Annotated in this window: 19 protein-coding genes and 1 tRNA gene; 13 read left to right on the top strand and 7 right to left on the bottom strand. The window is 74.2% G+C overall.

Going from position 1 to position 24,152, the window contains the following annotated elements; all coding sequences use genetic code 11:
- Positions 1 to 5 precede the first annotated feature (5 nt).
- Positions 6 to 761, top strand: a complete 756-nt coding sequence (locus IF55_RS32315) for a methyltransferase domain-containing protein (RefSeq protein ID WP_030890281.1) — start codon at positions 6 to 8, stop codon at positions 759 to 761.
- A gap of 124 nt (positions 762 to 885) precedes the next feature.
- On the opposite strand, the gene IF55_RS32310 is transcribed toward IF55_RS32315, so the two are convergent.
- The 3 genes from IF55_RS32310 to IF55_RS32300 form a co-directional block, all read right to left on the bottom strand.
- Positions 886 to 1,914, bottom strand: a complete 1,029-nt coding sequence (locus IF55_RS32310; protein WP_030890278.1) for a sulfotransferase family protein — start codon at positions 1,912 to 1,914, stop codon at positions 886 to 888.
- A gap of 235 nt (positions 1,915 to 2,149) precedes the next feature.
- Positions 2,150 to 2,223, bottom strand: a tRNA-Pro gene (locus tag IF55_RS32305).
- Positions 2,224 to 2,403: 180 nt separating this feature from the next.
- The gene (locus IF55_RS32300) at positions 2,404 to 2,766 is read right to left on the bottom strand and encodes an MmcQ/YjbR family DNA-binding protein (protein WP_030890275.1); all 363 of its coding nucleotides are present in this window, start codon (positions 2,764 to 2,766) and stop codon (positions 2,404 to 2,406) included.
- Between the two features lie 339 nt (positions 2,767 to 3,105).
- Here IF55_RS32300 and IF55_RS32295 point away from each other — a divergent pair, with 339 nt between their 5' ends.
- From IF55_RS32295 to IF55_RS32285, 3 genes are all read left to right on the top strand, one after another.
- Entirely contained in the window at positions 3,106 to 6,369 is a 3,264-nt protein-coding gene (locus IF55_RS32295; protein WP_030890272.1) for an amidohydrolase family protein, read from the top strand.
- A gap of 117 nt (positions 6,370 to 6,486) precedes the next feature.
- The gene (locus IF55_RS32290; protein ID WP_245661581.1) at positions 6,487 to 8,610 is read left to right on the top strand and encodes a DUF2264 domain-containing protein; all 2,124 of its coding nucleotides are present in this window, start codon (positions 6,487 to 6,489) and stop codon (positions 8,608 to 8,610) included.
- A gap of 85 nt (positions 8,611 to 8,695) precedes the next feature.
- Positions 8,696 to 11,686: a glycoside hydrolase family 2 TIM barrel-domain containing protein gene (locus tag IF55_RS32285; protein ID WP_048832932.1), complete on the top strand. Its 2,991-nt coding sequence runs from the start codon at positions 8,696 to 8,698 to the stop codon at positions 11,684 to 11,686.
- Here the strand turns inward: IF55_RS32285 and IF55_RS32280 are convergent.
- Positions 11,676 to 12,548 (bottom strand): chitosanase, encoded by an 873-nt coding sequence (locus tag IF55_RS32280; RefSeq protein ID WP_030890264.1) that lies wholly within the window; start codon positions 12,546 to 12,548, stop codon positions 11,676 to 11,678. The genes IF55_RS32285 and IF55_RS32280 overlap by 11 nt on opposite strands.
- A gap of 296 nt (positions 12,549 to 12,844) precedes the next feature.
- Here IF55_RS32280 and IF55_RS32275 point away from each other — a divergent pair, with 296 nt between their 5' ends.
- Positions 12,845 to 13,519, top strand: a complete 675-nt coding sequence (locus IF55_RS32275) for a transglycosylase SLT domain-containing protein (RefSeq protein WP_030890262.1) — start codon at positions 12,845 to 12,847, stop codon at positions 13,517 to 13,519.
- Between the two features lie 67 nt (positions 13,520 to 13,586).
- On the opposite strand, the gene IF55_RS32270 is transcribed toward IF55_RS32275, so the two are convergent.
- Together IF55_RS32270 and IF55_RS32265 are read right to left on the bottom strand one after the other, a co-directional pair.
- Positions 13,587 to 14,822: an MBL fold metallo-hydrolase gene (locus IF55_RS32270; RefSeq protein WP_037966854.1), complete on the bottom strand. Its 1,236-nt coding sequence runs from the start codon at positions 14,820 to 14,822 to the stop codon at positions 13,587 to 13,589.
- A 264-nt stretch (positions 14,823 to 15,086) separates the two neighbouring features.
- Positions 15,087 to 15,734 carry an alpha-ketoglutarate-dependent dioxygenase AlkB family protein gene (locus IF55_RS32265; RefSeq protein WP_030890256.1) on the bottom strand — a complete coding sequence of 216 codons (648 nt, stop codon included), beginning with the start codon at positions 15,732 to 15,734 and terminating at the stop codon, positions 15,087 to 15,089.
- Positions 15,735 to 15,797: 63 nt separating this feature from the next.
- Between IF55_RS32265 and IF55_RS32260 the strand changes: the two genes are divergently transcribed.
- The 8 genes from IF55_RS32260 to IF55_RS32225 all read left to right on the top strand — a co-directional run bounded on the left by IF55_RS32260 (position 15,798) and on the right by IF55_RS32225 (position 23,369).
- Complete coding sequence (locus IF55_RS32260; RefSeq protein ID WP_030890253.1) at positions 15,798 to 16,052, top strand: hypothetical protein; 255 nt, start codon at positions 15,798 to 15,800, stop codon at positions 16,050 to 16,052.
- 318 nt (positions 16,053 to 16,370) lie between these two features.
- Entirely contained in the window at positions 16,371 to 17,045 is a 675-nt protein-coding gene (locus IF55_RS32255) for a hypothetical protein (protein ID WP_157854544.1), read from the top strand.
- A 132-nt stretch (positions 17,046 to 17,177) separates the two neighbouring features.
- On the top strand, positions 17,178 to 17,795 hold the full coding sequence (locus IF55_RS32250) for a carboxymuconolactone decarboxylase family protein (protein ID WP_342668361.1): 618 nt from the start codon (positions 17,178 to 17,180) through the stop codon (positions 17,793 to 17,795).
- 111 nt (positions 17,796 to 17,906) lie between these two features.
- Positions 17,907 to 18,866, top strand: coding sequence for an STM4015 family protein (locus IF55_RS32245; RefSeq protein WP_030890244.1), 960 nt, complete (start codon positions 17,907 to 17,909; stop codon positions 18,864 to 18,866).
- Positions 18,863 to 20,020: an STM4014 family protein gene (locus IF55_RS32240; RefSeq protein ID WP_030890241.1), complete on the top strand. Its 1,158-nt coding sequence runs from the start codon at positions 18,863 to 18,865 to the stop codon at positions 20,018 to 20,020. Before IF55_RS32245 ends, IF55_RS32240 begins: the two co-directional genes overlap by 4 nt.
- A 165-nt stretch (positions 20,021 to 20,185) precedes the next feature.
- On the top strand, positions 20,186 to 21,007 hold the full coding sequence (locus IF55_RS32235; protein WP_037966877.1) for an STM4013/SEN3800 family hydrolase: 822 nt from the start codon (positions 20,186 to 20,188) through the stop codon (positions 21,005 to 21,007).
- 77 nt (positions 21,008 to 21,084) lie between these two features.
- The gene (locus IF55_RS32230; protein ID WP_030890235.1) at positions 21,085 to 22,449 is read left to right on the top strand and encodes an STM4012 family radical SAM protein; all 1,365 of its coding nucleotides are present in this window, start codon (positions 21,085 to 21,087) and stop codon (positions 22,447 to 22,449) included.
- A 26-nt stretch (positions 22,450 to 22,475) separates the two neighbouring features.
- The gene (locus tag IF55_RS32225; protein WP_030890232.1) at positions 22,476 to 23,369 is read left to right on the top strand and encodes an STM4011 family radical SAM protein; all 894 of its coding nucleotides are present in this window, start codon (positions 22,476 to 22,478) and stop codon (positions 23,367 to 23,369) included.
- Here the strand turns inward: IF55_RS32225 and IF55_RS32220 are convergent.
- Complete coding sequence (locus IF55_RS32220) at positions 23,342 to 24,148, bottom strand: SAM-dependent methyltransferase (protein ID WP_030890229.1); 807 nt, start codon at positions 24,146 to 24,148, stop codon at positions 23,342 to 23,344. The genes IF55_RS32225 and IF55_RS32220 overlap by 28 nt on opposite strands.
- Positions 24,149 to 24,152 lie beyond the last annotated feature (4 nt).

Below are 24,152 nucleotides of genomic sequence, written 5' to 3'. Positions count from 1 at the left end.
GTGCGATGCTGATCAGCGCCCGTTCCTTCGACGAGTACCGCGCGATGTTCGCACTGTCGGACGACGATCTCGCGCTGCGCGTGCTGGACTGCCCCGGCGGATCGGCGAGCTTCACGGCCCTGGCCGGGGAGCGCGGCACCGACGCCGTCGCCGTCGACCCCCAATACGGCGCCGGCCGGGCCGAGTTGGGGGAGCTGGTGGAGCGTGAGATCGCGCACAAGCACGCGTTCATGACGGAGAACGCCGCGAAGTTCGTCTGGAGCTGGTTCGGCGACGCCGAGCGCTACACCCGGCTGCGCACGGAGGCCGCCCGCACCTTCGCGGCCGACCTGCGCGCCCGCCCGGAGCGCTATGTCGAGGGCTCGCTGCCCAGCCTGCCGTTCCCCGAGCGCTCCTTCGATCTCGTGCTCAGCTCCCATCTCCTGTTCTCCTACGGGGCCCAGCTCGACGAGGCGTTCCACCTGAGTTCGCTGATCGAACTGGCCCGCGTGGCCCGGCGGCAGGTGCGCCTCTTCCCGCTGGTGCACCACACCAGCGACATCCGGTACGAGCCGCTGGACCGGCTGCGCAAGGCGCTGGACGGCTTCGGCGTCGCCTCGCGGATCGACCGGGTCGACTACGCGTTCCAGCCCGGCGGCGACGAGATGCTGGTCCTGGAGTGCGCCGACCGGGGCGCGCTGCCGACGGCCAGGGAGGGGGCGGACGCGCACGATCCGGTGCGCTGGCGGCACCTGGGCGACGCGGCCGAGAAGCCCCGCTGACGCCGACGGCACGGCCGGCCGGCTGCCCCTCCCACCTTGAGCGGGGGGCAGCCGGCCACCCAACTGCCCCCGGTGCCAAGGCGTCAAGCCGTCAAGCCGTCAAGGCGTCAAGGCAGCGAAGCCCTCAGCGCGCGGCCGCGAGCGCCCGCACTCCCGGCGCGCACCGCTCCTTGAGGGCGTCGAGTTCACGGGACGGCAGCCTCCGGGAGGCGCCGCGCCGCCCGCTGTCGAGCAGGTCGCTCCCGGCGTCGAGCCACTGGGGCAGCGGTTCGACGCCGATGAACTCGGCGAGCCGGGTCAGCTCCTCGCGGGGCGCGTCGAGCAGGTCCTCGTAGGAGAGCCGCGTCCGCATGTCGGCGGGCACCTCGCGCAGGGACTCCTCCCCCTCGGCCACCAGCTCCGACCACAGCGCACCGAAGTCTTCGAGGGGCAGGTCCCGGTCGCGTACGAGCGCGGGGTCGAAGCGGGGGCCGAGCAGCGCCGACATCTCGGGCGGCAGCGCCCGTACGTGCTCCTCGGTCAGCTCCCTCATCTCCCGCACCCCGGCCCGGTCCCGCAGCTCCCGCAGCAGGTAGATCATCCGGAAGCCGACGTGGCGGCTCATGGACAGCGCGCAGTCGGGCCCGTCCCGGAACAGGTGCACGAACCGCGCCCGCGGAAACGCGGCCCGCAGCCGCGGCACCAGATGCGTCGAGTACCCGGAGCGCTCCACCACGGCCCCCCGCCCGAACCGCGCGCACAGCGTCCGGAACAACGCCTCGTAATGCTCCCCCGCGCTACGGGCCGGCCACCGCGGTACCTCCGCTTCGAGCTCGTCGAACAGCCCGTCCGGGTCGTCGGTGAGATGCGGCAGCACCATCAGCGACAGCGCGGGAATCCCCGTGGTCTCCACCCCGAACCGCCCCGGCTCGCGGATGTAGACGAACTCCGGCAGCGGCACCCCGCTGCGCGTCATCGCGTCGAACACCCGATTGGGCTCCGCGAGCAGTCTCCAGAACTCCCCGCCGTCCAGCTCCTCCACCGGCAGCCCGTCCGAACCCACCGAGGCCATCAGCTCGCTGAGGCTGAGCACGTCCGGATGCGCGTTCACGATATGGGAGAGCGCGGTCGACCCGCTGCGCCCCGTACCGACGACGAAGGTCAGCGTACGCATAGCCGTTCCCCTTCCACGACAGCCGGGCACCACCGTCCGCCAGGTGATCACCCGCGCCCATCCTTACCCACGGTGACCCGAGCGACCCGGTTCGTATCGGCCGAACCGCAGGGAACCGGCCGGTGCCCGATCATGGGGCGGCGCGCCCCCTCACCCCCCGCCGAAGCGCCCGACAACAGCGAAGGGCCGCATCAGATTTCTCTGATACGACCCTCTGACCTGCGACTCTTTCGAGTCGGGACGACAGGATTTGAACCTGCGACCCCTTGACCCCCAGTCAAGTGCGCTACCAAGCTGCGCCACGTCCCGATGCTCACCCGGCCTGGGCTGCTGCCTTGGCCGACCGCGCATGAGAACGATACCGCACTTCGGCGGGTGGTCGCTCCCACCTTCTGACCTGTGGGTCTGTGCGGGGCGAAGGGGCGGGGGAACGGGTGGGAGCGGGGTCGGGCGTCACCGAGCGGGCACAGCGCGCGTACGGGCGGGCGGTCAGGCTTCGGCCGCGCCCGTGAGGCCGGGGTGGGCGTCGGCGATCTTGCGGGGGGCCGCTTGGCGCCAGGAGTCGGTGAGGATGGCCCGCAGCTCGTCGGTGTCCTCCAGGGCGGCGAGCCGCACGCGCATGAAGTCGTAGTGGTCGTCGTGCCCCGGTCGCAGGAAGAACTTCTCCGGCTCCGCCGCGATCAGCTCCGCGCGCTCTTCCTTGGGGCACTTCACTCCCATGGAGGTGTCGTCGTCCGCGAGGGAGGCGAAGATCTTGCCGCCGACGCGGAAGGTGGGGCGGCCCCAGGCGAGCTTCTCCTGGGTTTCGGGGAGCGAGAGCGCGATGGCGCGGACATCCTCGGCGGTGGGCATCGGGGTCTCTCCGTTCGGCCGTTCGTGGCGACAGCGGGGCATGCCGGTGGGTGGCGCACCGGTCCGAGCTGGATCAGTACGGTACGAACGACCGTAGCGCCCGGCACTGACAACGGCTCGGGCGCGAAAGCGGAGGCCAGGGCTCCGGCGAAGGGTTCGGGCGGAGCTTCGGCGGGAGGCTCGGCGCGGCCCCGGGCCCCGGGTGTCCGCCGGGCTCGGGGCGCCCGCGTTCCGCTTACGACGATCTTGTGACGTGGTGTTGACCAAGGACCTGGGCGGGAGGCAACCTGCCCAGGTCCCACCCCTGACCCGCACGATCCCCGCGCCCCAGGAGGACAGTTGGCCACCGCCGACCCCACGGAAACCCCCGAGCCCGGCGCCCTCTCCCGGCGCAGGTTCCTCCAGACGGCGGCCGGGGCCGCCGCCGCGGCGGGCGCGGTGGTGGCCGTCCCCTCGGAGGCCCTGGCCGCCGGGACGGCCACCACCACCGCCGCCGCCGCCACGGCCACCGCGCCGGCCACCCTGTCGTTCACCGCCGCCACCAACGGCTCCGGCACCCTCTCCCCCGCCGGGGACCGCCTCGTCGTCGAGGTGCAGAACATCCTGTGGTCGATCCCCCGGGTGACCTCCGGGGGACGTGAGAAGCACGAAGGCGGTACGGCCGTCCAGCTCACCCAGCCCGATCTGGAGCCCACCCGTCCGGTCTTCTCGCCGGACGGACGGAAGCTCGCCGTCTGCGCGTACCGGGGCGGCGGCTTCCACATCTGGACGCTGCGACCCGACGGGAGCGGGCTGCGGCAGCTCACCGACGGGCCGTGGGACGACCGCGGCCCGTCCTGGTCGCCCGACGGCACCCGGATCGCGTTCGCGTCAGAGCGCGGCGGCGACCCGGTGCAGGGCAGCCCGTACCGCGTCTGGGTGGCGGACGCCCGGACCGGGTCGCTGCGGCAGATCACCGGGCTCGCGGGCCAGGAGGGTCCGCTGCAGGACGGCGCGTGGGAGGACTTCGACCCGTCCTGGTCGCCGGACGGCTCGCGGCTGCTGTTCGTACGGGCGAAGGCCGGCGAGTCCGGGCTGGATGCCCGTACGGTCGCGTCCGTGCCGGCCGACGGCGGGGGCGCGGTCGAGACCGAGCACACGGAGGAGACGGACGCGCAGGTGATGACCCCGGCGCTGTCCGCGGCGGGGCGGCTCGCGTATCTGCGGACCGCCGGCGCGGCCACGTCCGGCCACGGGTCGTGCGCCCTCGTCGTGGACGGCAAGGCCGTGGCGGTGCCCGGGGACGTGGCGCCGGTGCCGGTGCGCTGGGTGTCGCGGGACGAGGTGCTGCTGACGGTGGACGGGCGGTTCCGGCTGGTCCGGCCGGACGAGCCCGATGCCGGGACGGCGATCCCGTTCAAGGGGACGCTGTCCGTGGACCGGCCCCGCTACCGCGTCAAGCGCTACGACTTCGACGGCTACGGGGTCCGTCCGGTGCGCTCCCTGCATCTGCCCGCGCTGTCCCCGGACGCCCGGCAGGTGGCGTTCGCCGCCCTCAACTCCCTCTGGGTGGCGGACGTTTCGGGCGGCAGACCGCGCCGGATCGTACGGGCCGACCCGACCCGGTACGTACTGGCACCGTCCTGGACCGCGGACGGCAAGGCGCTCGTCTACGCGGACGACCGCGACGGGCTGCTCGCCGTGCGCCGCCGCGACCTCGCGTCCGGGAAGGAGACGGTGCTGGCGGAGGGCGGCCGGGTGCACCCGGCGCTGTCGCCCGACGGCAAGCGGCTCGCCGCCGTCGACATGTCCGGCAATCTGGTCGTACGGGACCTGGCGAGCGGCGCGGAGCGGGTGCTGGCCGCGCCGATGGGCGGCGGCGGGCTGCCGGGCAGACCGAGCTGGTCCCCCGACGGCCGCTACATCGCGCTGTGCGATCGCAACCGGCTCAACCAGCGGTTCCGCGAGGGGTACAACCTCATCCGCGTGGTGGACACGGCGACCGGGAAGGACCGGCTGCACGCCGCGGCCCCGCACGTCTCGATCTCCGACCGCTACGACTCGGGCCCCGTGTGGTCGCCGGACGGCCGCTCGATGGCGCTGATCATCGAGTCCGCCCTGTGGGTGCTGCCGGTACGGCCCGACGGGACTCCGGACGGCGCGCCGCGACGGCTCACCGACGAGGCCGCGGACCACCCGTCCTGGTCCGGGGATTCGCGTTCGCTGATGTATCTGTCGGCCGGGCGGCTGCGGCTGCTGGACGTGGCGGAGCGCTCGGCGCGTACGGTCCGGGTCGCGCTGGACTACCGGCGGCCCCGGCCCGCCGACACCGTCGTGCACGCCGGGAAGTTCTGGGACGCCACGGGGGACGCGGTCCGCGAGGACGTCGACGTGCTGGTCCAAAACGGGCGGATCGCCGCCGTGGAGCCGCACCGGGCGGGCAGGGCCGGCCGGCACACCGTGGACGCGTCGTCCGGCACCGTCATCCCGGGCCTGTGGGACTCGCACACCCACCCGTGGCAGAGCACGTACGGCGGGCGGCAGACGGCGCTGCAGCTCGCGTACGGCATCACGACGGCGGTCGCGCTCGGCGGCTTCGCCTACGAGGAGGCCCGCGTCCGCGAGGCGGTGAACGCCGGCGGGCTGGCCGGGCCCCGGCTGCTGTCGACCGGGGAGCTGCTGGACGGCTCGCGCGTCGCGTACAGCATGGGCCGCGCGCACCGCACCCCCGCCGGGCTGCGCCGCTCCCTGACCCGGGCCTCCGCGCTGGACTGGGACTTCGTCAAAACCTATGTGCGCGCGCCGTCCTGGGTGATGAAGGAGGCCGCCGAGTACGCCCACGAGGAGCTGGGGGTGCGCAGCGGCAGCCATCTGTGCACGCCGGGCGTCCAGGTCGGCCAGGACCTGACGACCCATCTCCAGGCGACGCAGCGGCTTGAGTTCGGGCACGCGGTGACCGCCGGCGGGCGCGCGTACGAGGACGTGGTCGACATCTACACGGCCACGGACTTCCATATGGTGGCGACGGTCTTCACGTCCTCCCCGCTGATCGGCGAGGCGCCGGAACTGGCCGAGGACCCGCGGGTCACGACCCTGATGCCGCCCTGGGACTCCGCGCTGGTCAAGCAGAACGCCAAGATCCCGCCCACCGCAGAGCAGTTGGACGTGCTGCGCACGGAGATCGAGAACTACCGGCGGGTGCTGGCGGGCGGCGGGCTCGTCGCCCTGGGCACGGACTCCCCGCTCGTCCCGGTCGGCCTCTCGCTCCACCTCGGGCTGCGGGCGCTGCACCGCTGCGGCCTGAGCGCCGCCGAGGCGCTGCGCATGGCGACGGTCCTGCCGGCCCGCGTCTACGGCGCGGACCGCGACCTGGGGACGCTGGAGGTCGGCAAGCTCGCGGACCTGGCGGTGGTGGACGGCGACCCGTTCGCGGACTTCGACTCGCTCGTACGGACGGTGTCCGTGCTGCGCGGCGGGGTGCCGTACGAGCAGCGGCGACTGGTCGGGGCGTACGAGGCGCGGAGCGCGGCGGCGAAGCGGGCGGCGGCGCGCCACGACGACGAGGGGTGGCTGGCGGTCGGCCGCCAGTTGCGCCGCGACTCGTGCTGCGACATGGAGGGCTGAGCGCGGGGTGCGGGCGCCCGGCCGGGGCGCCCGCACAAGCCCGCACCGCGAGCCCGTGCCCGACGGCGGGCGGGAGGTTCCTTGTCAGCCGCGGCGAGCGGGGACATTCTGGGGCGCGTGCACTGTGAACGGCAGTTTCTCCCGCCCGCCGATCATGCTCTCTCCCCGCGTACGGGCTGGACCCGCGCGCACTGGGAGGCGATGGCCGACCATCTCCTCGACGCGCTCGAACCGTACGCGACGCCGGGCCGAGCGCAGTACCGGCTGCCGGGCCGGACCAGCTCCTCCGGGGAGCTGTCGGACGGTTTGGAGGGTTTCGCCCGCTCCTTCCTGCTCGCGGCGTTCCGCGTCGCCGGCAGCGGCGCCGAGCCCGGCAGCGGGTCCGAGCCCGGCGGCGGCCGGGCGGGGCACGGCGACACGCCGGTCGAGCGGTTCGCCGAGCGGTACGCGGCCGGGCTCGCCGCCGGTACGGACCCGGCGAGCGGCGAGGCGTGGCCCGCGATCACCGACCGGTCGCAGCAGATGGTCGAGGCCGCCTCGATCGCCGTCGCCCTGTCCGAGTCGCGCCCGTGGATCTGGGACCGGCTGGACGGCGGGGTGCGGGAGCGGATCGTCGACTGGCTCGGCGGGTTCGCGGGCCGGTCCACCCATGACAACAACTGGCGGCTCTTCAAGGTCGTCGCCACGCAGTTCCTGGCGTCGGTCGGGGCGCCGCACGCGCGGGCCGACATCGAGGACGGCCTCGACCGCGTCGAGGACTGGTATCGCGGCGACGGCTGGTACAGCGACGGCGACGGCCGGAACTTCGACTACTACATCGGGTGGGCGATGCACTTCTACCCGCTGCTGTGGTCGCGGATGGCGGGCGGCGACGACGGCGGGCGCACCGCCGTCTACCAAGCGCGGCTGCGGCAATTCCTCACCACCTACCCGCACTTCTTCGGCGGCGACGGCGCTCCCGTGCACCAGGGCCGGTCGCTGACCTACCGGTTCGCCGCCGTGGCCCCGGTGTGGATGGGCGCGCTGGCCGACTGCTCGCCGCTCGCGCCGGGCCTGACCCGCCGTCTGGCCTCGGGCGCGGTGCGGCACTTCACCGAGCACGGCGTCCCCGACGGCCGCGGGCTGCTCACCCTCGGCTGGTACGGGCCCCATCTGCCCACCACGCAGGCGTACTCGGGCCCGGCGTCGCCCTACTGGGCGTCGAAGGGCTTCCTCGGCCTGCTGCTGCCGCCCGGCCACCCCGTCTGGACGGAGCGTGAACTCTCCCTGCCTGTGGAAGAGTCGGACCAGTACACGGCGCTGCCCGCGCCGGGGTGGCTGCTGCACGGCACGCGGAGCGACGGCATCGTCCGGCTCGTCAACCACGGCAGCGACCACTGGCGGCCCGGCGGCGAGCACGGCACGCACGGCGACGACCCGCACTATGCCAAGCTCGCCTACTCCTCCGCCACCGCCCCCGAGAGCGCGCCGCACGCCTGGGCGCACACCGTCGACAGCCATATCGCGCTCGTCTCCCCGGCCGGCATCCCCTCCCGGCGCGCCCGCGTCCACCCGCTGACCTGCGCGGGCCGCACCGCCTCCAGCCGGCACGCGGCCGCGCTGCCCGGCGACGCCCGCGCCCACGGCATCGAGACGACCTCGCTGGTGCACGGGCCGTACGAGATCCGGGTGCACCGCGTCGACGCCCCGCCCGGCGCCGGGGTCCGCGAGGGCGGGTACGCGGTGGCGGGCGACGAGCCGCCGCAGGCCGAGCCGGGGGCGGGCTGGGCCCTGGCCCGTACCGCCGACGGCCTGGTGAGCGCCGTGGTCGGCCTGCACGGCTGGGCGAACTCCGGGGTCCACCACGAGGCCCGGGCCAATGCCTTCGGGCCGCACTCCGCGACGCCGTACCTCACCTTCCCCGATCACCCGGGCGGCCGCACGGTGCATGTCACGCTCGTCGCGCTGACGCGGGACGGCGTCGATCCGCGGGCCCTGCGGGACGCGGCCGCCGTGACGGTGACGGGCGATCACGTGACGGTCGAGCTGCCCGGCCTGCCGCCCGCCCCGGGCAGCGCACCTGGCGGCCCGTCCGGCGGCACAGCCCACGGCGCGCCCGGCGGCCCATCCGACGGCGCGCCCGGCAGCCCGCCCGGCGACGCGTCAGGCGGCACGCCCGGCAACGCGTCCGGCGGCACACCCGCCCGTACATACGAATTTCCCGGTTCGTCCCCCTCCGGCGGCCCTGTCCTCTTGTCGTGACGGCCGCCATACCGCAGCGTTGGCGAGTGAACCGTGTGGCCGACGGGCGGCGCGGGACGGGTAGAGCCGCTGGGTGAGGAGAAGGATGAGCCAGGCACCGCACACGCCGGTCCCTTCGGGCGAGAACGCCTACGAGAACGCCCCGTACTACGAGGACGTCTCCCCGGGCGCCGGGACCCTGCCGCCCCGCGCGTGGACGGCGGCCACCGACGCGGCGCGGCTGCGGCTCGGCGGGGTGTGGCGGTTCCGGCTGTCGCCGTCCGCCACGGCGGCCGGGGACGACTTCGCGCGGCCCGGCTTCGACGCGGCGCACTGGGACGAGCTGCCCGTGCCCGCGCACTGGCCGCTGCACGGCTATGGCGCGCCCGCCTATACGAACACCGGTTACCCCTTCCCCGTCGACCCGCCCCGGCTGCCGGACGAGAACCCGACCGGGGACTACCGGCGGCTGTTCGACCTGCCCGAGGAGTGGCCCGTCGGCGAGGACGCGGTGCTGCGTTTCGAGGGGGTGGAGTCGTGCGCGCGGGTGTGGCTGAACGGGCGGGAGCTCGGCCACTTCAAGGGCAGCCGGCTGCCGCACGAGTTCGCCGTCGGCGGGCTGCTGCGGGCGCGCGGCAACGTGCTGGCGGTGCGGGTGCACCAGTGGTCGTCGGGGAGCTACCTGGAGGACCAGGACCAGTGGTGGCTCCCCGGCATCTTCCGGGAGGTGACGCTGGAGAGGCGGCCCGAGGGCGCGGTGCGGGACTTCTTCGTGCACGCCTCGTACGACCACACGAGCGGCGCGGGGACGCTGCGGGTGGAGTGCGAGCCGCAAGGCCGGGTGCTGGTACCGGAGTTGGGCATCGACATGGCCACGGGCGAGTGGACGAGCATGGCGGTGTCGCCGTGGACGGCCGAGACGCCGCGGCTGTACGCCGGGGAGCTGGTGACCGGCGGCGAGCGGATCGGGCTGCGCATCGGGTTCCGTACGGTCGAGGTGGCGGACGGCGTGCTGCGGGTCAACGGGCGCCGCGTGCTGTTCCGGGGCGTCAACCGGCACGAGTTCCATCCGGAGTCGGGCCGGGCGCTGGATCTGGAGACGATGCGCCGCGACCTGCTGCTGATGAAGCGTCACAACATCAACGCCGTCCGCACCAGCCACTACCCGCCGCACCCGGCCTTTCTCGGGCTCTGCGACGAGCTGGGGGTGTGGGTCGTCGACGAGTGCGACCTGGAGACGCACGGCTTCCACGCGCTGGGGTGGCGGGGCAACCCGGTGGACGACGAGCGCTGGACCCCGGCGCTGCTGGACCGCGCGGCGCGCATGGTGGAGCGGGACAAGAACCATCCGTCGGTGGTGATGTGGTCGCTGGGCAACGAGAGCGGTTCGGGGGCCGGGCTGTCGGCGATGGCGCGGTGGATCAGGGACCGCGACCCGTCGCGCCCGCTGCACTACGAGGGCGATCCGTCCTGCCGCGACACGGACGTCTACTCGCGGATGTACGCCGACCACGCCGAGGTCGACCGGATCGGCCGGCGGGCGGAAGAGCCTTATGAAGACAGCGAGTTGGACGCACGACGGCGCGGTCTGCCGTTCATCCTGTGCGAGTACGCGCACGCGATGGGCAACGGGCCGGGCGGGCTGTCGGAGTATCAGCGGCTGTTCGAGACGCATGAGCGGTGCCAGGGCGGGTTCGTGTGGGAGTGGATCGACCACGGCATCGCGCGGCACACGCCGGACGGGCAGCGGTACTTCGCGTACGGCGGCGACTTCGGCGAGGAGCTGCACGACGGCAACTTCTGCTGCGACGGGCTGCTGTTCCCGGACCGTACGCCGTCGCCCGGCCTGCTGGAGCTGAAGAAGGTCGTCGAGCCGGTGCGGATCGAGGCCGGCCCGGACGCGGGCACCGTACGGATCGCCAACGGCCACGACTTCGCCGACCTGTCGCATCTGGCGTTCTCCTGGTCGTACGAGATCGAGGGCGTTTCCGTGGCGGAGGGGCGGCTTGACGTGCCGTCACTGGCGCCGGGCGGGAGCACGGAGCTGAAGCTGCCCGCTCCCCCGCCCTCCTCGCGCGCGGGCGAGGCGTGGTGGACCGTACGGGCGGCGCTGACCGACCCCGCTCCATGGGCGGAGGCCGGGCACGAGGTGGCGTGGGGTCAATTTGCGGACACATCACGGCCGTTGGATGGGGGCGGGCCCATGGAAGCTACCGGTCGCACCGCGCCCCGGTCCGACGAGGAGGCCGCGTCCGTGCGGCTCGGGCCGGGCGTCTTCGACGCCGCGACCGGGGCGCTCCGCTCGCTGGGCGGTTTCCGTGTGGAGGGACCCCGGCTCGACGTGTGGCGGGCGCCGACCGACAACGACGAGGGCGCGCCGTGGCAGAGCGAGGTGCGGCACGGGCCGCTGTGGCGGCGGATCGGGCTGCACCGGATGCGCCACCGGGTGGACGAGGTGCGGGCCGACGGTGACGCGCTGCTGGTCCGGGCGCGGCTCGCCCCGGCGGGCAGCGGGCTCGGGCTGCGCGCGGAGTACCGCTGGACCTCGGACGGCGAGCGGCTGTCCCTGGTGGTGGCGGTGGCGCCGGAGGGCGACTGGCCGTGCCCCCTGCCCCGGCTCGGCGTGCGCCTGGACGTGCCCGGGGAGTTCGGCGAGGCACAGTGGTTCGGCGGCGGGCCGGGCGAGGCGTATCCGGACACCCGGGCCGCGTCGCGGATCGGGCGGTACACGATGCCGGTGGACGCGATGCAGACCCCGTACGTACGGCCGCAGGAGAACGGCGCGCGGGCGGATGTGCGGTGGGCGCGGCTCACCCGCCCGGACGGCGCGGGCGTGCGGATCGAGGGCGCACCCGCCTTCTGGTTCACGGCGCGGCGCTGGACGGCCGAGCGGCTCGACGCGGCGGCGCACACCTCCGACCTGGTGCCGGGCGAGACGGTCCGGGTCCATCTGGACCACGCCCAGCACGGGATCGGCACCCAGTCGTGCGGGCCGGGGGTGCTGCCGGAGCACTGGCTGCGGGCGGGGCCGGCGTCGTTCTCGTTCGTCTTCTCGACGGCCGGCCCCGCCCCGTCGGCGTCGTCCGCTACTTCTTGATCTCGAAGGACTCCCCGTAGACCTTCCACTTCAGCGGCGGTTCGAGGCCGAGGTTGCCGGCGTTGAGGAAGACGCGCTGCGCGGTGTCGACGCGGCTGGTGTCGCTGTGCGCCTCCTCGCTCTGCATGGCCTTCTTGCGGGCGTCGAGGAAGGCGCTGATGTACTTCTTCTCGTCGCCGCCCTGCGCCGGGGTCTTGGCCTTGGACATGGCGGTCTTGCGGATGCCGCCGAAGCTGTACTTGCTGTCGCCGGGGCCGTGCATGACGATCGCGTCGTAGTAGGCGAACTGGCCCAGCGTGCCCACGCCGTCGGCCTTGCCCTGCTTGACGGCCGGGTCGAAGTAGACGCGGTCGCGCTCGGACTCCTGCGCCTGCTGGAACACCCGGTCCTGGGCGGCCTTCTCCCACGCCTTCTCGAACGGGGCGCCGAGGCCGGCGTGCGAGTCGCTGCCGTTGACCTTGCGCAGGGCGGGGAGGAACTTGGCGAGCGGGTTGTCGGGTTTGTTCTTGGTGTAGAGCTCGACGAGTTCGAGCATGTCGCCGGTGCCCGAACAGAAGCCGATGATGCCGCCGGTGTAGCCGCGGCCGTCCTTGATGTCCTCCAGGTACTTGTAGTAGTCGCGCCAGTTGAGGTCGGAGTTCTCGGCGCTCGCGACGATCTGCATCGCGATTTCCTTCTTCTTCGGGTCGTCGAGCCCGGTCGCCTTGACGGCGGGCGCGGCGGCGCTCGTACGGGGCGCGGTCGCGTGCGGGGCCCCGGCCGCCTGGCCGACGCCGGCCAGGGCGAGGGAGGCGGGGAGCGCGATGGCCAGACCTATCAGTGCGGTACGGGCGGTCTTCGACTTCGGGGTGCGCGCGGGCATGCGGGGACTCCGTTCCCGTGTGGCTGTTAGGAAGCTTTCCTAACCATTGATAGCGGGCGCGTCACACCGGCCACAAGAGGTACGACATGAACTCCGCGCCACGTCCTCGGGTCCGTTCCCCACCGGGCGCCGCCCCGCTCGCCCGGGTACCGGACGGGGGCGCTCCCGCGCGGCCCGGCGGGCGCGGGGACGAGCCGCTCGCGCCTGCGCGCCCCACCGGGCTGCCATCGCGCCGCCGGACCAGGGATCATGCGTACTCGTACACGTCCTCATGACCTCATGATGGGAGGCAGGCCATGAGCACCCCTCACCGGCGCCGGAAGTGGCCGGTCGTCGTAGTGGCCGTCCTGGCCGTCGTAGCCCTCGCGCGCTGCGGCCACAGCTCCGACGACTCGTCCGGGGCGCGGCCCTCCGCGCCCAAGGCGTCCGGGTCGCCGACGCCCGACGCGGCGGGCGGCACCACGCCCACGCCGGGCGTCGACCAGGACCCCACGCGGTACGGCCCGCAGGTCGTCACGTACGCGAAGAAGGCGGGCGTCAATCCGCGCCTCCTCATGGCGATCCTGTACGTCGAGTCCTACAAGCCGCACGACCCCGAGCTGGAACGGGCCTGGCAGCGCATCAAGAAGGACTCCGCGTTCGGCATCGCGAACATGCACAAGGCCGCCTTCGACGAGGCCAAGCGGGGCCGGGACTTCGCCGACCGGAGCTGGGAGGACCTGCCCGGCAACCCGCGCCTGGCCATCGAGGCCGCGGCCTGGCACCTGCACGACCTCGCCGCGCAACTGCCCGCCCAGCGGTCCCGCGCGCACACCAAGGACGAGCTGCTGGCGCTGGGCTACAACGCCGGGGCGGGCAACATGGCCGCGTTCGCCCGGGGCGCGAAGCCGGGGCCGCAGGCCCAGTCCTACCTGGACCGGCTGCACCAGAACTGGGACAAGGCGGGCGATGCCGTGAAACAGCGGGGCTGAGGCGCGGCGGGCGGGGCGCGCGGCGAGGGCTTCGCACAAGGGAACGCGGGCGGGGACGCGCGCGGCGTCACGCCTGGAGCACGGCCTCTCCGGCCGGTCCCGGCCGGTCCGCCCCGCTCGCCGGGGCCGCGCCCGCGAGCAGCGGCCAGCCGCCCGCCGGGGCGGTCGCGAGCGGCCGCCACCACGGGTCGACCGGCGGCGGCGAGGCGGGTTCGAAGGGCTGGCCCGGGCGCGGGGTGGCGACCGTGGCGCCGGCCCGCTCGGCGGCGGCGACGGTGCCCTCGGCGGGCTCGTGCCAGGGGTGCGGGGCGAGGTTGAAGGTGCCCCAGTGGATCGGCAGCATGATGCCGCCGGGTGCGTCGCCGATCTCCAGCGTCTCGCCGGGCGCCCCCGACGAGCCGCCCTGGAGGTCGCGGTGGGCGCGCATGCCCTCGTCGGGCGTCATGTGGATGTCGGGCCACAGCTCGCTGTAGGCGCCGATCTGGATCATCGTGGCGTCGAACGGGCCGTACTCCGCGCCGATCTCGGCGAACCCCGGGAAGTACCCCGTGTCGCCGCTGTGGAAGACCCGGTGCTCGGGCCCGGCCACCACCCAGGAGGCCCACAGGGTGTGCTGGGTGTTGCGCAGCCCGCGGCCGCAGAAGTGCCGGGCCGGGGTCGCGGTGAGGGTCAGCCCCGCGATCTTGGCCGATTCCCGCCAGTCCAGCTCGGTCGTCTGCTCGGCCGGCACGCCCCAGTGCTCCAGGTGCGCGCCGATGCCCAGGGGCACGAAGAAGCTCGTGCCGGTCCGGGCCAGCGCCCGGACGGACGGCATGTCCAGGTGGTCGTAGTGGTCGTGCGAGATGACGACGGCGTCCACCCGGCCGAGTTCGCGCAGCGGCACGGGGGCCGGGTGCAGCCGGCGGGGGCCCACGAAGGCGAACGGCGAGCAGCGCTGCCCCCACACCGGGTCGAAGAGCACCCGCCGCCCGTCGATCTCCGCCAGCACGGTGGAGTGGCCCATCCAGGTCAGCCGCAGCCCGGAGGCGGGCGGGGCGGCCAGTTCGGCGAGGGCCGTCGGGTATACGGGAACGTTGCCGGCCGGGGCCCGCCGGGCGCGCTCCTCCTTCCTGAAGTACGTGGGCAGGTACTTCAGCATCGAGCCGGAGGGGGCGATCGAGGCGGCGACCGGGTTGGTGAACACCCCGTCGGCGAAGTTCGGCGACCGCCGGATGCGCGCCATCCGCTCTCCGGACGGGTCGGCCCCGAATGCGGCGGGTCGCAGCGCGTCGAGCGGGGAGGTTTTCGGGCGGGAGCCGGTCACGGCGCCTCCAGAGTGAGGGGGCAGGTCACCCCATTATCTGTACGGTGCGCGACCGCACGACGTGATCTTCGACAGGTCGGCGGACCCGCCGGGCGCCCCGAACGCCCCCCGGCGCCCCCGCCGCCGTCCGGGCCCGCCCCCCGTGGTGCGGGCCCGGACGGCCTCAGCCCCTTCAACCGGCGGCGCCCGCGCGGATGTTCCCCGCGCGCCGCTCCTTTGGCCTACACGGTCACGCCGAGAGCGAACGTCGCGTCCGCGCGTCGCTCACAGGCCGCTGACCCGCAGCGTGATATTGAGCCGTCCGGTGAGTCCGAGGGCGGGCGGGGCGGTCCCGGGGAGGGTCCGCGGGACCCCGTGGTAGGCGAGCCGGGAGGGGCCGCCGAAGACGAAGAGATCGCCGCTGCGCAGTTCCACGTCCGTCCAGGGCCGCCCCCTGTCGCTCGTATTGCCGAACCGGAAGACGCAGGCGTCGCCGAGGCTCAGCGAGACCACGGCCGCGTCCGACCTCTCGTCGCTGTCGCGGTGCATGCCCATCCGGGCGTCGGCGCCGTAGAAATTGATCAGCGCGATGTCGTACGGCTCCGGGGCGGCCCCGAGCGCGTCAGCGGCAGCGCGCTGGGCCAGCTCCCGCAGCCAGCCGGGGAAGGGCTTGACGGGCGCTCCGTCGCCGTCGACGACGGTACGGGCGTAGCCGTAGGGGAACCAGTGCCAGCCGAGCCCGACGGTGCGCACCGACATCTCGCCGCCGTTGGGCATCGTCACGGTCCGCAGTCCGGCGGGCGGCCTGGCCCACTCGCGACAGGCGTGCAGCAGCCGTAGCTGCTGGTCGGGATCGAGCCAGCCCGGCAGGTGCACCGCGCCGGGGGCCGGCTCGGTGACGGGCCGGGGGAAGAGTTCGCCGTCGGCTGTCATGCCTCCATGGTCCTCGACGCTCCTCGGCACGCGCGGGGCGCGGCGGGCGCTTACGGTCGCCCCATGGACTTCAACATCACCGGGGAGGAGGAGGCGCTGCTCCTGCGGGTCGCCGAGCGCCTGGCGGCGGGCGACGCCCCGTCGGAGGACGAGCTGGCCGAGGAGCTGGGCGACGACGCGCGGGGGCAATTGCGCTCGTTGGCGGACAAAGGCTGGCTCTCCCTGGAGCGGGCGGCCGAGGACGGGCCGGTGACGGTCCGTACGCTCACCCCCTTGGCCCAGGCGGCGCTGTCGAACCGGCGGGACGTCGGCGAGTGAGCGGCGCGGTCGTTCACGGGCCGGGCGGCCGGGGAGCGGGACCCCGAGGCCGGGAGGCCCCGGCGGTGGCCGTCCGGCGCCCGGCGCCGGTGCGCGGGGCCCTGAAGCCGGTGGGCCGGACGCGGGTGACCTGCCGTGACGGGCCTGGCGCGGGTGCCGCGGGTGGTGCACGCCTCCGCCATCCGCCTCGCCCCTCGGCTGTCCGACAGTCGTCTGTACGGCGGGGGCCCGGCGGTTCTAGAGTTGGCATGCCCCGGTCCCCGGCATCGCGCCATGACCTGTCTACGGACGCCGCCGCCCACGGCCGAGGTGAAGTCATTGGATCAGCAGCCGACCGCCTCGGTGTTTCTGGCACATTCCCGCCTCCACACCCGGCCGATGGTGTGGACCGTGTCCATGCGGCGGGCCGCCGGCAGCGCGGACATCGCCGCGGAGCTGCTGTGCGGGGCCCTGTCCGCCCTCGGCGCCGACCGCGCCCTCGCCGCCGCCCTCGCCCGGGCCGCCGGAGGGGCCTGCCGATTCATGGAGCAGCACAGCCCGGCGGGGCAATACCACCTGTCCGTGGGCGTCACCAGCAAGCGGTGCGCCGTGACCTGCGCCGACTACGAGGCGCCCGCGCCGTCGCCGCGGGGCGCGGGCGCGCGCGCCGACGAGCGCGGCGTCGACTCCGCTCTCCTGCGGGAGCTGACGCGCGGCGCCGCCGGGGTCGAGATCCGCGACCTCCAAGTTCGGCGCGACGCCGGCAACGGCCTCCTGGTCGCCTTCCAGGCCGGCGCGCCGCCGCCGCGCCGGGAGACGGCCGAGCGGTCCGTACGCGCCGAACGGCCGGCCGAGCCGCCCGCGGCCGCCGACGCGGGGACCGGGAAGGGGCCGGCGGTGCGGAGCGCCGGCCGCTCGCGCTGGGAGGCCCCGGCCAAGGAGCCGCGGCGGCGGACCACGCTGCTGCCGGCCGCGCGGGCGTCGAGCACGCCGTCGCCGAACGCCGCCCGGTAAGCCGCGTACGGTCCCTGAGCGGCGCCTGAGCGGCATACCCGAGGGGCGCCGGACCGGTGCCCGGCCGGTGTCCGGGCCCCGATGTCACATCGGGCGGCGGACGGTCCGTCGTAGGGGCGAGGACGACAGACCGTGCCACTCACAGGAGGCAGCATCATGGCCCGTATCTCGCTCACCCCGCGCCGTACGCTCGGCTACCGAGCCGTGTCGTGGATCTGCAGGCGCCGGTTCGGCGCCGACATCGAGCCGCTGGCGGCGGCGTCGCACAACACCCGCGTGCTGCTCACCACCAGCCGCATGGAGCAGTCCGTCGCCAAGTGGAACACGGCGGACGCCGGGCTCAAGACGCTCGCCGTGATGGCGACGGCGGCCCGCGTGGACTGCTCGTGGTGCATGGACTTCGGCTACTGGGAGAGCTTCCGGCACGGAATGGACCCCCGGAAGCTGCGCGATGTGCCCGGCTGGCGGGAGAGCACCGTCTACACCCCGGCGGAACGGGACGTCATGGAGTACGCCGAGGCCATGACCTCGACGCCGCCGACCGTGGACGACGCGCTCTTCGACCGGCTCCGCCGCCATCTCGACGAGCCCCGGCTCGTGGAACTGACCGCGATCATCGCGGTGGAGAACCTGCGGGCCCGCATGAACTCGGCGCTCGGCATCACCAGTCAGGGGTTCAAGGACCGGTGCGACGTCCCGGCCGCGAGCCCGGCGCAGCCGGCGGACGCGACAGGTTCCGCCGGGAACTGATCGGCCGCCGACCGGGCCTGACGGGGCCGTTGTCAGTGGCTCTTGGTAGAACTCTCTTCGCACGCCGTTCCTCGGTTGCGCACCGCCCGTACGCGTCAGGAGAGCTCTGCCATGTCCGATGTCGAACACCTCCAAGAGCTGCACGGTCTGCCTGTCTTCGACTTCCCGGAGCCGGATCACCGGGGCGAGCTGCCCGCCGCCGCGAGCGTGGCGTGGCGAATCGCCGCCCCGATATGGGAGGACTACGGGGAGTCCTTCGAGGCCGTCTTCGACCGGTTCCTGGCGACGGTGGACCCCTCGGCCGTACGGGCGCTGGTCATCGGCCCGTGGGGCGAACCGTACGACAACGACTCCAGCCTGGTGGTCGACCGGCTGGTGGCCGCGCGGGACCGGCTGACCGCTCTGGAGGCCGTCTTCATCGGCGATCTGGAGATGGAGGAGGCGGAGATCTCCTGGATCGAGCAGTGCGATGTGACGCCGGTGCTCACGGCCTACCCGGCGCTGCGCGAGTTCGGCGTGCGGGGCGGCACCGACCTGCGCTTCCCGGCGGTGCGCCACGAGCACCTGCGGACGCTGAGTTTCGAGACGGGCGGGCTCCCCGCCGACGTGGTCCGCGGCGTCGGGGCCAGCGATCTGCCCGCGTTGGAATACCTGGAGATGTGGCTGGGCGTCGAGGAGTACGGCGGCGACTCCACCATCGAGGACCTCGCGCCCCTCCTGGCCGGGGACCGCCTGCCGAACCTGCGTCACCTCGGGCTCCAGAACAGCGAGGAGCAGGACGCCATCGCCGCCGCCGTCGCCGCCGCGCCGGTCGTCGCGCGCCTGGAGTCGCTGGACCTGTCGATGGGGGTGCTCACGGACGACGGCGCGCGGGCGCTGCTCGAAGGCCAGTCCCTCACCCACCTCAAGTGGCTCGACCTGCACCACAATTACATCGGGGAGGAGATGGGACAGCGGCTGCGCGAGGCGCTGGAGCCGGCCGGCGTGGAGCTCGACCTCTCGGCCGACGACGCCGACGAGGACGAGTGGGACGACGGCGAGATCATGCGCTACACCGCCGTCTCCGAATGAGCGCGCCTCTCCCCCGCTTCGCGGTCGTCGGCAATCCGGACAACCGGCGGGTCACGCTGTTCACGGCGGCCGTACGGGCGGCGGGGCTGCCCGCGCCCCGCGTCCTGCCGTGGCGCGAGGTGCTGCGGGAGGGGGCGCGGTTCGCTCCGGGCGAGACGGTGCGCATCGACTCGCCCGGCGAGGACGCCGAGGTGGAGCGGCTGCTGCGCGGCGCCTCGGACCCGGCCCGCGTGGAGGGGACCGCCCGGTGGTACGCGCGGTTCTCCGACGCCGTCCGCCAGGTCGCGGCTGCCGCGGACACGGTCGGCGCGACGGTGCTCAGCTCGCCGCGGGACATCGCCGTCCTCTTCGACAAGCGGCTGTGCCACGGAGAGCTGAGCGCGGCGGGGGTGCCCGTGCCGATGTCGCCGACGTCCGGCGGCGGCGCAGAGCCGGTACGGGGCTGGGCGGACGTACGGGCCCGGCTCGCGTCCGCCGGGCTGCGGCGCGCCTTCGTGAAGTCGGCGCACGGCTCGTCGGCGTCGGGGGTGCTGGCCGTCGAGGTGGCGGGCCCCGGCCGGGTGCGCGCCACCACCTCCGTGGAGCGCTCCGCCGACGGCCGCCTCTTCAACTCCCTGCGGGTGCGGCGCTACGGCACCGAGGCGGAGGTCGCCGCGATCGTCGACGCCCTGGCGCCGGACGGTCTGCACATCGAACGCTGGCTGCCGAAGGCATCCCAGCGCGGTCGCGCCGCGGATCTGCGGGTGGTCGTCGTCGGCGGGCGCGCCACCCACGCTGTGGTGCGCACCAGCCGGTCGCCGATGACCAATCTGCACCTCGGCGGGGCGCGCGGCGATCTGGCCGCCGCCCGTGCCGCGGCGGAGGCGGCGGGGACGGCATGGCCCGAGGTGCTGGGCCGCTGCGAGGCGGCGGCGGCCTGCTTCCCGGGCACGCTGTGCGTCGGCGTGGATCTGCTGCCGGGCAGCGGCTGGCGGCGGTTCGCGGTCGGCGAGGTCAACGCCTTCGGCGATCTGCTGCCGGGGCTGACCGGGCTGGCGGGGAGCGGCGCCGAGTCCCTGGACACGTACGGCGCGCAGGTCGCCGCCGTGCTCCGGGGCGACGGGCCGGCGGCCCGTACCCCCGCTCCCCTGGCGCCCGCCGCGCACGCCGACTGACCGAGCACACCCAGCCCATGCAGAACATCCAGCACATCCAGTACATCCAGCCCATGCGGCACGACCCGTACCAGGAGCACCATGCCCACGCCGCCGTCCACGCCCCCGCCGAACCGGGCGCCCGCCGGTCCCGAACCCGGCGCGCCCTCCGGCGTGAACCCCGATATGAACGAGGTCGTGGGCAGCGACGACCTGCTGTTCGTCACGCTCGACACGCTGCGCTACGACGTGGCCGCCGAGTTGGCGGCCGCCGGACGGATACCCCATCTCGCGCGCCATCTGCCGGGCGGGCGCTGGGAGGAGCGGCACGCGCCGGGGAACTTCACCTACGCGTCGCACCAGGCGATGTTCGCGGGCTTCCTGCCCACGCCCGCCGCCCCCGGGCCGCACGAGCGGCTGTTCGCGGCCCGGTTCGCGGGCAGCGAGTCCACCGCCCCGGCCACGTACGTCTTCGACACCCCGGACCTGGTCTCCGGCCTGGCGGCGGCCGGGTACCGCACGGTGTGCGTGGGCGGGGTCGGCTTCTTCAACAAGCAGGGGGCGCTCGGCGGTGTGCTGCCGGGACTGTTCCAGGAGAGCCACTGGGAGCCGGAGTTCGGCGTCCCCTCGCCCCGGTCGTTCGAGGCGCAGGTCGAGTGCGCGGAACGGGTGGTGGCCGATCTCCCCGCAGAGCGGCGGCTGTTCCTCTTCGTGAACGTGTCGGCGCTGCACCAGCCCAACTGGTTCCATCTGCCCGGCGCGACCCGCGAGGCGGGCGACTCGCGGGCGACGCACGCCGCCGCCCTGGAGTACGTCGACCGGCACATCGGGCGGCTCTTCGCCGCCGCGAGCCGTCGCCGCCGGTGCTTCGCGATCGTCTGCTCCGACCACGGCACCGCGTACGGGGACGGCGGCTACACGGGCCACCGGCTCGGCCACGAGGCCGTCTGGACCGTCCCCTACGCCCACTTCTTCCTCGAACCCCCCATATCCGAAGAGGCCCGATGAGCACGACGACCACGACAGACACGGCGGGCGCGGCAGGCACGGCTGGCACCGCGAGCGCGGCAGGAGCGACTGGCACGATGACCGCCGCGGAGACGGCCGCGTCCGTACGCCCGTACCAGAGCTACGTCTACGCCTACCCGCACAAGACCGCCTACCGGCCGCTGCGCCCCCGGCCCGCGCTCGGCGAGCTGTGGGCGGGCGAGGACCAGCGGGCCCTCTCGCTCTATCTGCACATACCGTTCTGCGAGGTGCGCTGCGGCTTCTGCAACCTCTTCACGCGCATCGGCGCCCCGGACGGCCTGACCACCGCCTACCTCGACGCGCTGGAGCGCCAGGCGGGCGCGGTGCGCGCCGCGCTGGACGGCGGGGCGCGGTTCGCGACCGCCGCGTTCGGCGGCGGCACCCCCACCTTCCTCACCGCCGCCGAGCTGACGCGGCTGTGCGACATAGCCGAGCGGCGCATGGGCGCGGACCTGCGGGCGGTGCCGCTGTCGGTGGAGGCGTCCCCGGCGACGGCGACCGCCGACCGGCTCGCGGTGCTCGCCGAGCGCGGCACCACCCGGCTGAGCCTCGGGGTGCAGAGCTTCGTGGACGCCGAGGCGCGGGCGGCGGTGCGCCCGCAGCGCCGCGCCGACGTGGAGGCGGCGCTCGGCCGCGTCCGGGCGGCCGGCATCCCGGTCCTGAACATCGATCTGATCTACGGCATCGACGGGCAGACCGCGGACAGTTGGCGGCGCTCACTGGACGCCGCGCTCGCCTGGCGGCCGGAGGAGCTGTACCTCTACCCGCTGTACGTGCGTCCGCTGACCGGGCTGGGCCGCCAGGGGCCCGCCGGGCCGGCGGCGGACGCCGAGTGGGACGAGCGGCGGCTGCGGCTGTACCGGCAGGGCCGCGACCATCTGCTGGGCGAGGGCTACGAGCAGGTCTCGATGCGGATGTTCCGGCGCGCCGACGCGCCGGGCGCGGGCGTCCCCACCGGTCAGGGGGACCACGCGTGCCAGACGGACGGGATGGTCGGGCTGGGCTGCGGGGCCCGCTCCTACACGTCGTCCGTCCACTACTCCTTCGACTACGCCGTGGACATGCGGCAGATCCGCGCCATCGTCGACGACTACGTCGCGCGGCCGGCGGAAGAGTTCGCCCGCGCCGAGGTGGGCCACCGGATGTCCGGCGACGAGCCGCGCCGCCGCCATCTCCTCCAGTCGCTGCTCCAGGCGGAGGGCGCGTCGCTCGCCGAGTACCGGGCCCGTTTCGGCACGGACGCGGAGGCCGACTTCCCCGCCGAGCTGGCGCGGTTCGCGGCGCGCGGCTGGCTCGACGCGTCGGCCGCCCCGGAGCTGCTGCGGCTCTCGCCGGAGGGGCTGGCGCACTCGGACGCGCTCGGGCCCGAGCTGTTCTCGCCGGCGGTGCGCGCCGCGATGGCCGACTACGACCTCAAGTGATCGGCCCTCACATGAGCACACGTCATATGACTCCCCCTCACGCTCCGGGCGGCGGGCGGGATCTGACGCTCCTGTACCGGGGGCCGCTCGCGTCGTGCGACTACGACTGCCCGTACTGCCCGTTCGCCAAGCGCCGCGACAGCACGGCGGCGCTGCGGGCCGACCGCGCCGCGCTGGAGCGCTTCACCGGCTGGGCCGCCGAGCGGCGCGAGGACCGGCTGTCGGTCCTCTTCACCCCGTGGGGCGAGGGCCTGGTCCGGTCCTGGTACCGGCGCGCGCTGGTCGAGTTGAGCCGGCTGCCGCACCTTCGCCGGGTGGCGATCCAGACCAATCTGAGCTGCCGCACCGGCTGGCTCGCCGACGCCGACACGGACCGCGTCGCGCTGTGGTGCACGTACCATCCGGGCCAGACCCCGTACGGCCGATTCCTGGACCGGACCCGGGAGTTGACGGCGCTCGGCGTGCGCTTCAGCGTCGGGGTGGTCGGCCTCCCCGAGCATCTGGACGATGCCCGCAGGCTGCGCGCCGACCTCCCCGGCCACGTCTATCTGTGGGTCAACGCGGCCGAGGGGCACGTCTACCCGGACGCCGAGGCCGCCCGGTGGACGGCGCTCGACCCGCTCTTCCCGTACAGCCGCCATCCGCACACCAGCCGCGGACTGCCGTGCCGTACGGGCGAGTCGGTCGTCTCGGTGGACGGCGACGGCACGGTGCGCCGCTGCCATTTCGTCCGCGCCGAGCTGGGCAACCTCTACGACGGCTCGTACCGCGCGGCGCTGCGCCCGCGCCCCTGCCCGCTCGCCGTCTGCGACTGCCACATCGGCTATGTGCACCTGGAGTCGCTGCCCCTGTACGACGTGTTCGCGGGCGGCGTGCTGGAGCGCGTACCGGCTCAGCCCTTCTGGCCCACCCCTCCGTAGAAGGCGACGCGGGAAAGTTCCTCGACGGTGGGCGGCGCGCCGTCCGGCCGCCACAGCGGGGCCTGTACGAGGCCGGGGTCGAGGAGGTCGAACCCGTCGAAGAAGGGCACGATCTCCTCGAAGCCGCGGACGGTCAGCGAGGCGGTGGCGTTCTTGTACGCGTCGGCGGCGTCGCCGTCGACGTGCCGGTGGAAGTCGCCGGTCCCGTGGGTGAGGATGAGGTAGCTGCCGTCGGGCAGGGCGTCGCCGAGCGTGGCGACGATGCCGGCCGGGTCCTCGGCGTCCGTGATGAAGTGCAGGACGGCGACGAGCATGAGGGCCACCGGCTCGTCGAAGTCGATGAGCCGCCGGATGACGGGGTGTTCGAGGATCGCCTCCGGCTGCCGGACGTCGGCGAGCACGAACCCGGCGTTGCCCGCGTTGGTGAGCTTCGCGCCCGCGTGGACGGAGACGATCGGGTCGTTGTCCACGTAGGCGACCCGGACGTCGGGGGCCACCTCGCGCGCCACCTCGTGGGTGTTGGGCGAGGTGGGGATGCCCGTGCCGATGTCGATGATCTGCCGGATGCCGCCGCGCACGACCTCCCGGACGGCGCGGCGCAGGAAGGCCCGGTTGGCGCGGGCGCTGGGCCGCGCATCCGGGATGATCTTGATGACCTGTTCGGCCGCCTCGCGGTCGACCTGGTAGTTGTCCCAGCCGCCGAGGTAGTAGTCGTACATCCGGGCCGGGTGAGGTCTGCTGGTGTCCAGCTCCTCGGCCGAGAATCCGCGCTCGCTCACGTGC

This window comes from Streptomyces varsoviensis (genome assembly GCF_000718635.1).
Classification (GTDB): Bacteria; Actinomycetota; Actinomycetes; order Streptomycetales; family Streptomycetaceae; genus Streptomyces; species Streptomyces varsoviensis.
The sequence above is the reverse complement of the archived record's forward strand: the minus strand, read 5'-3'. Positions and strand labels throughout refer to the sequence as shown.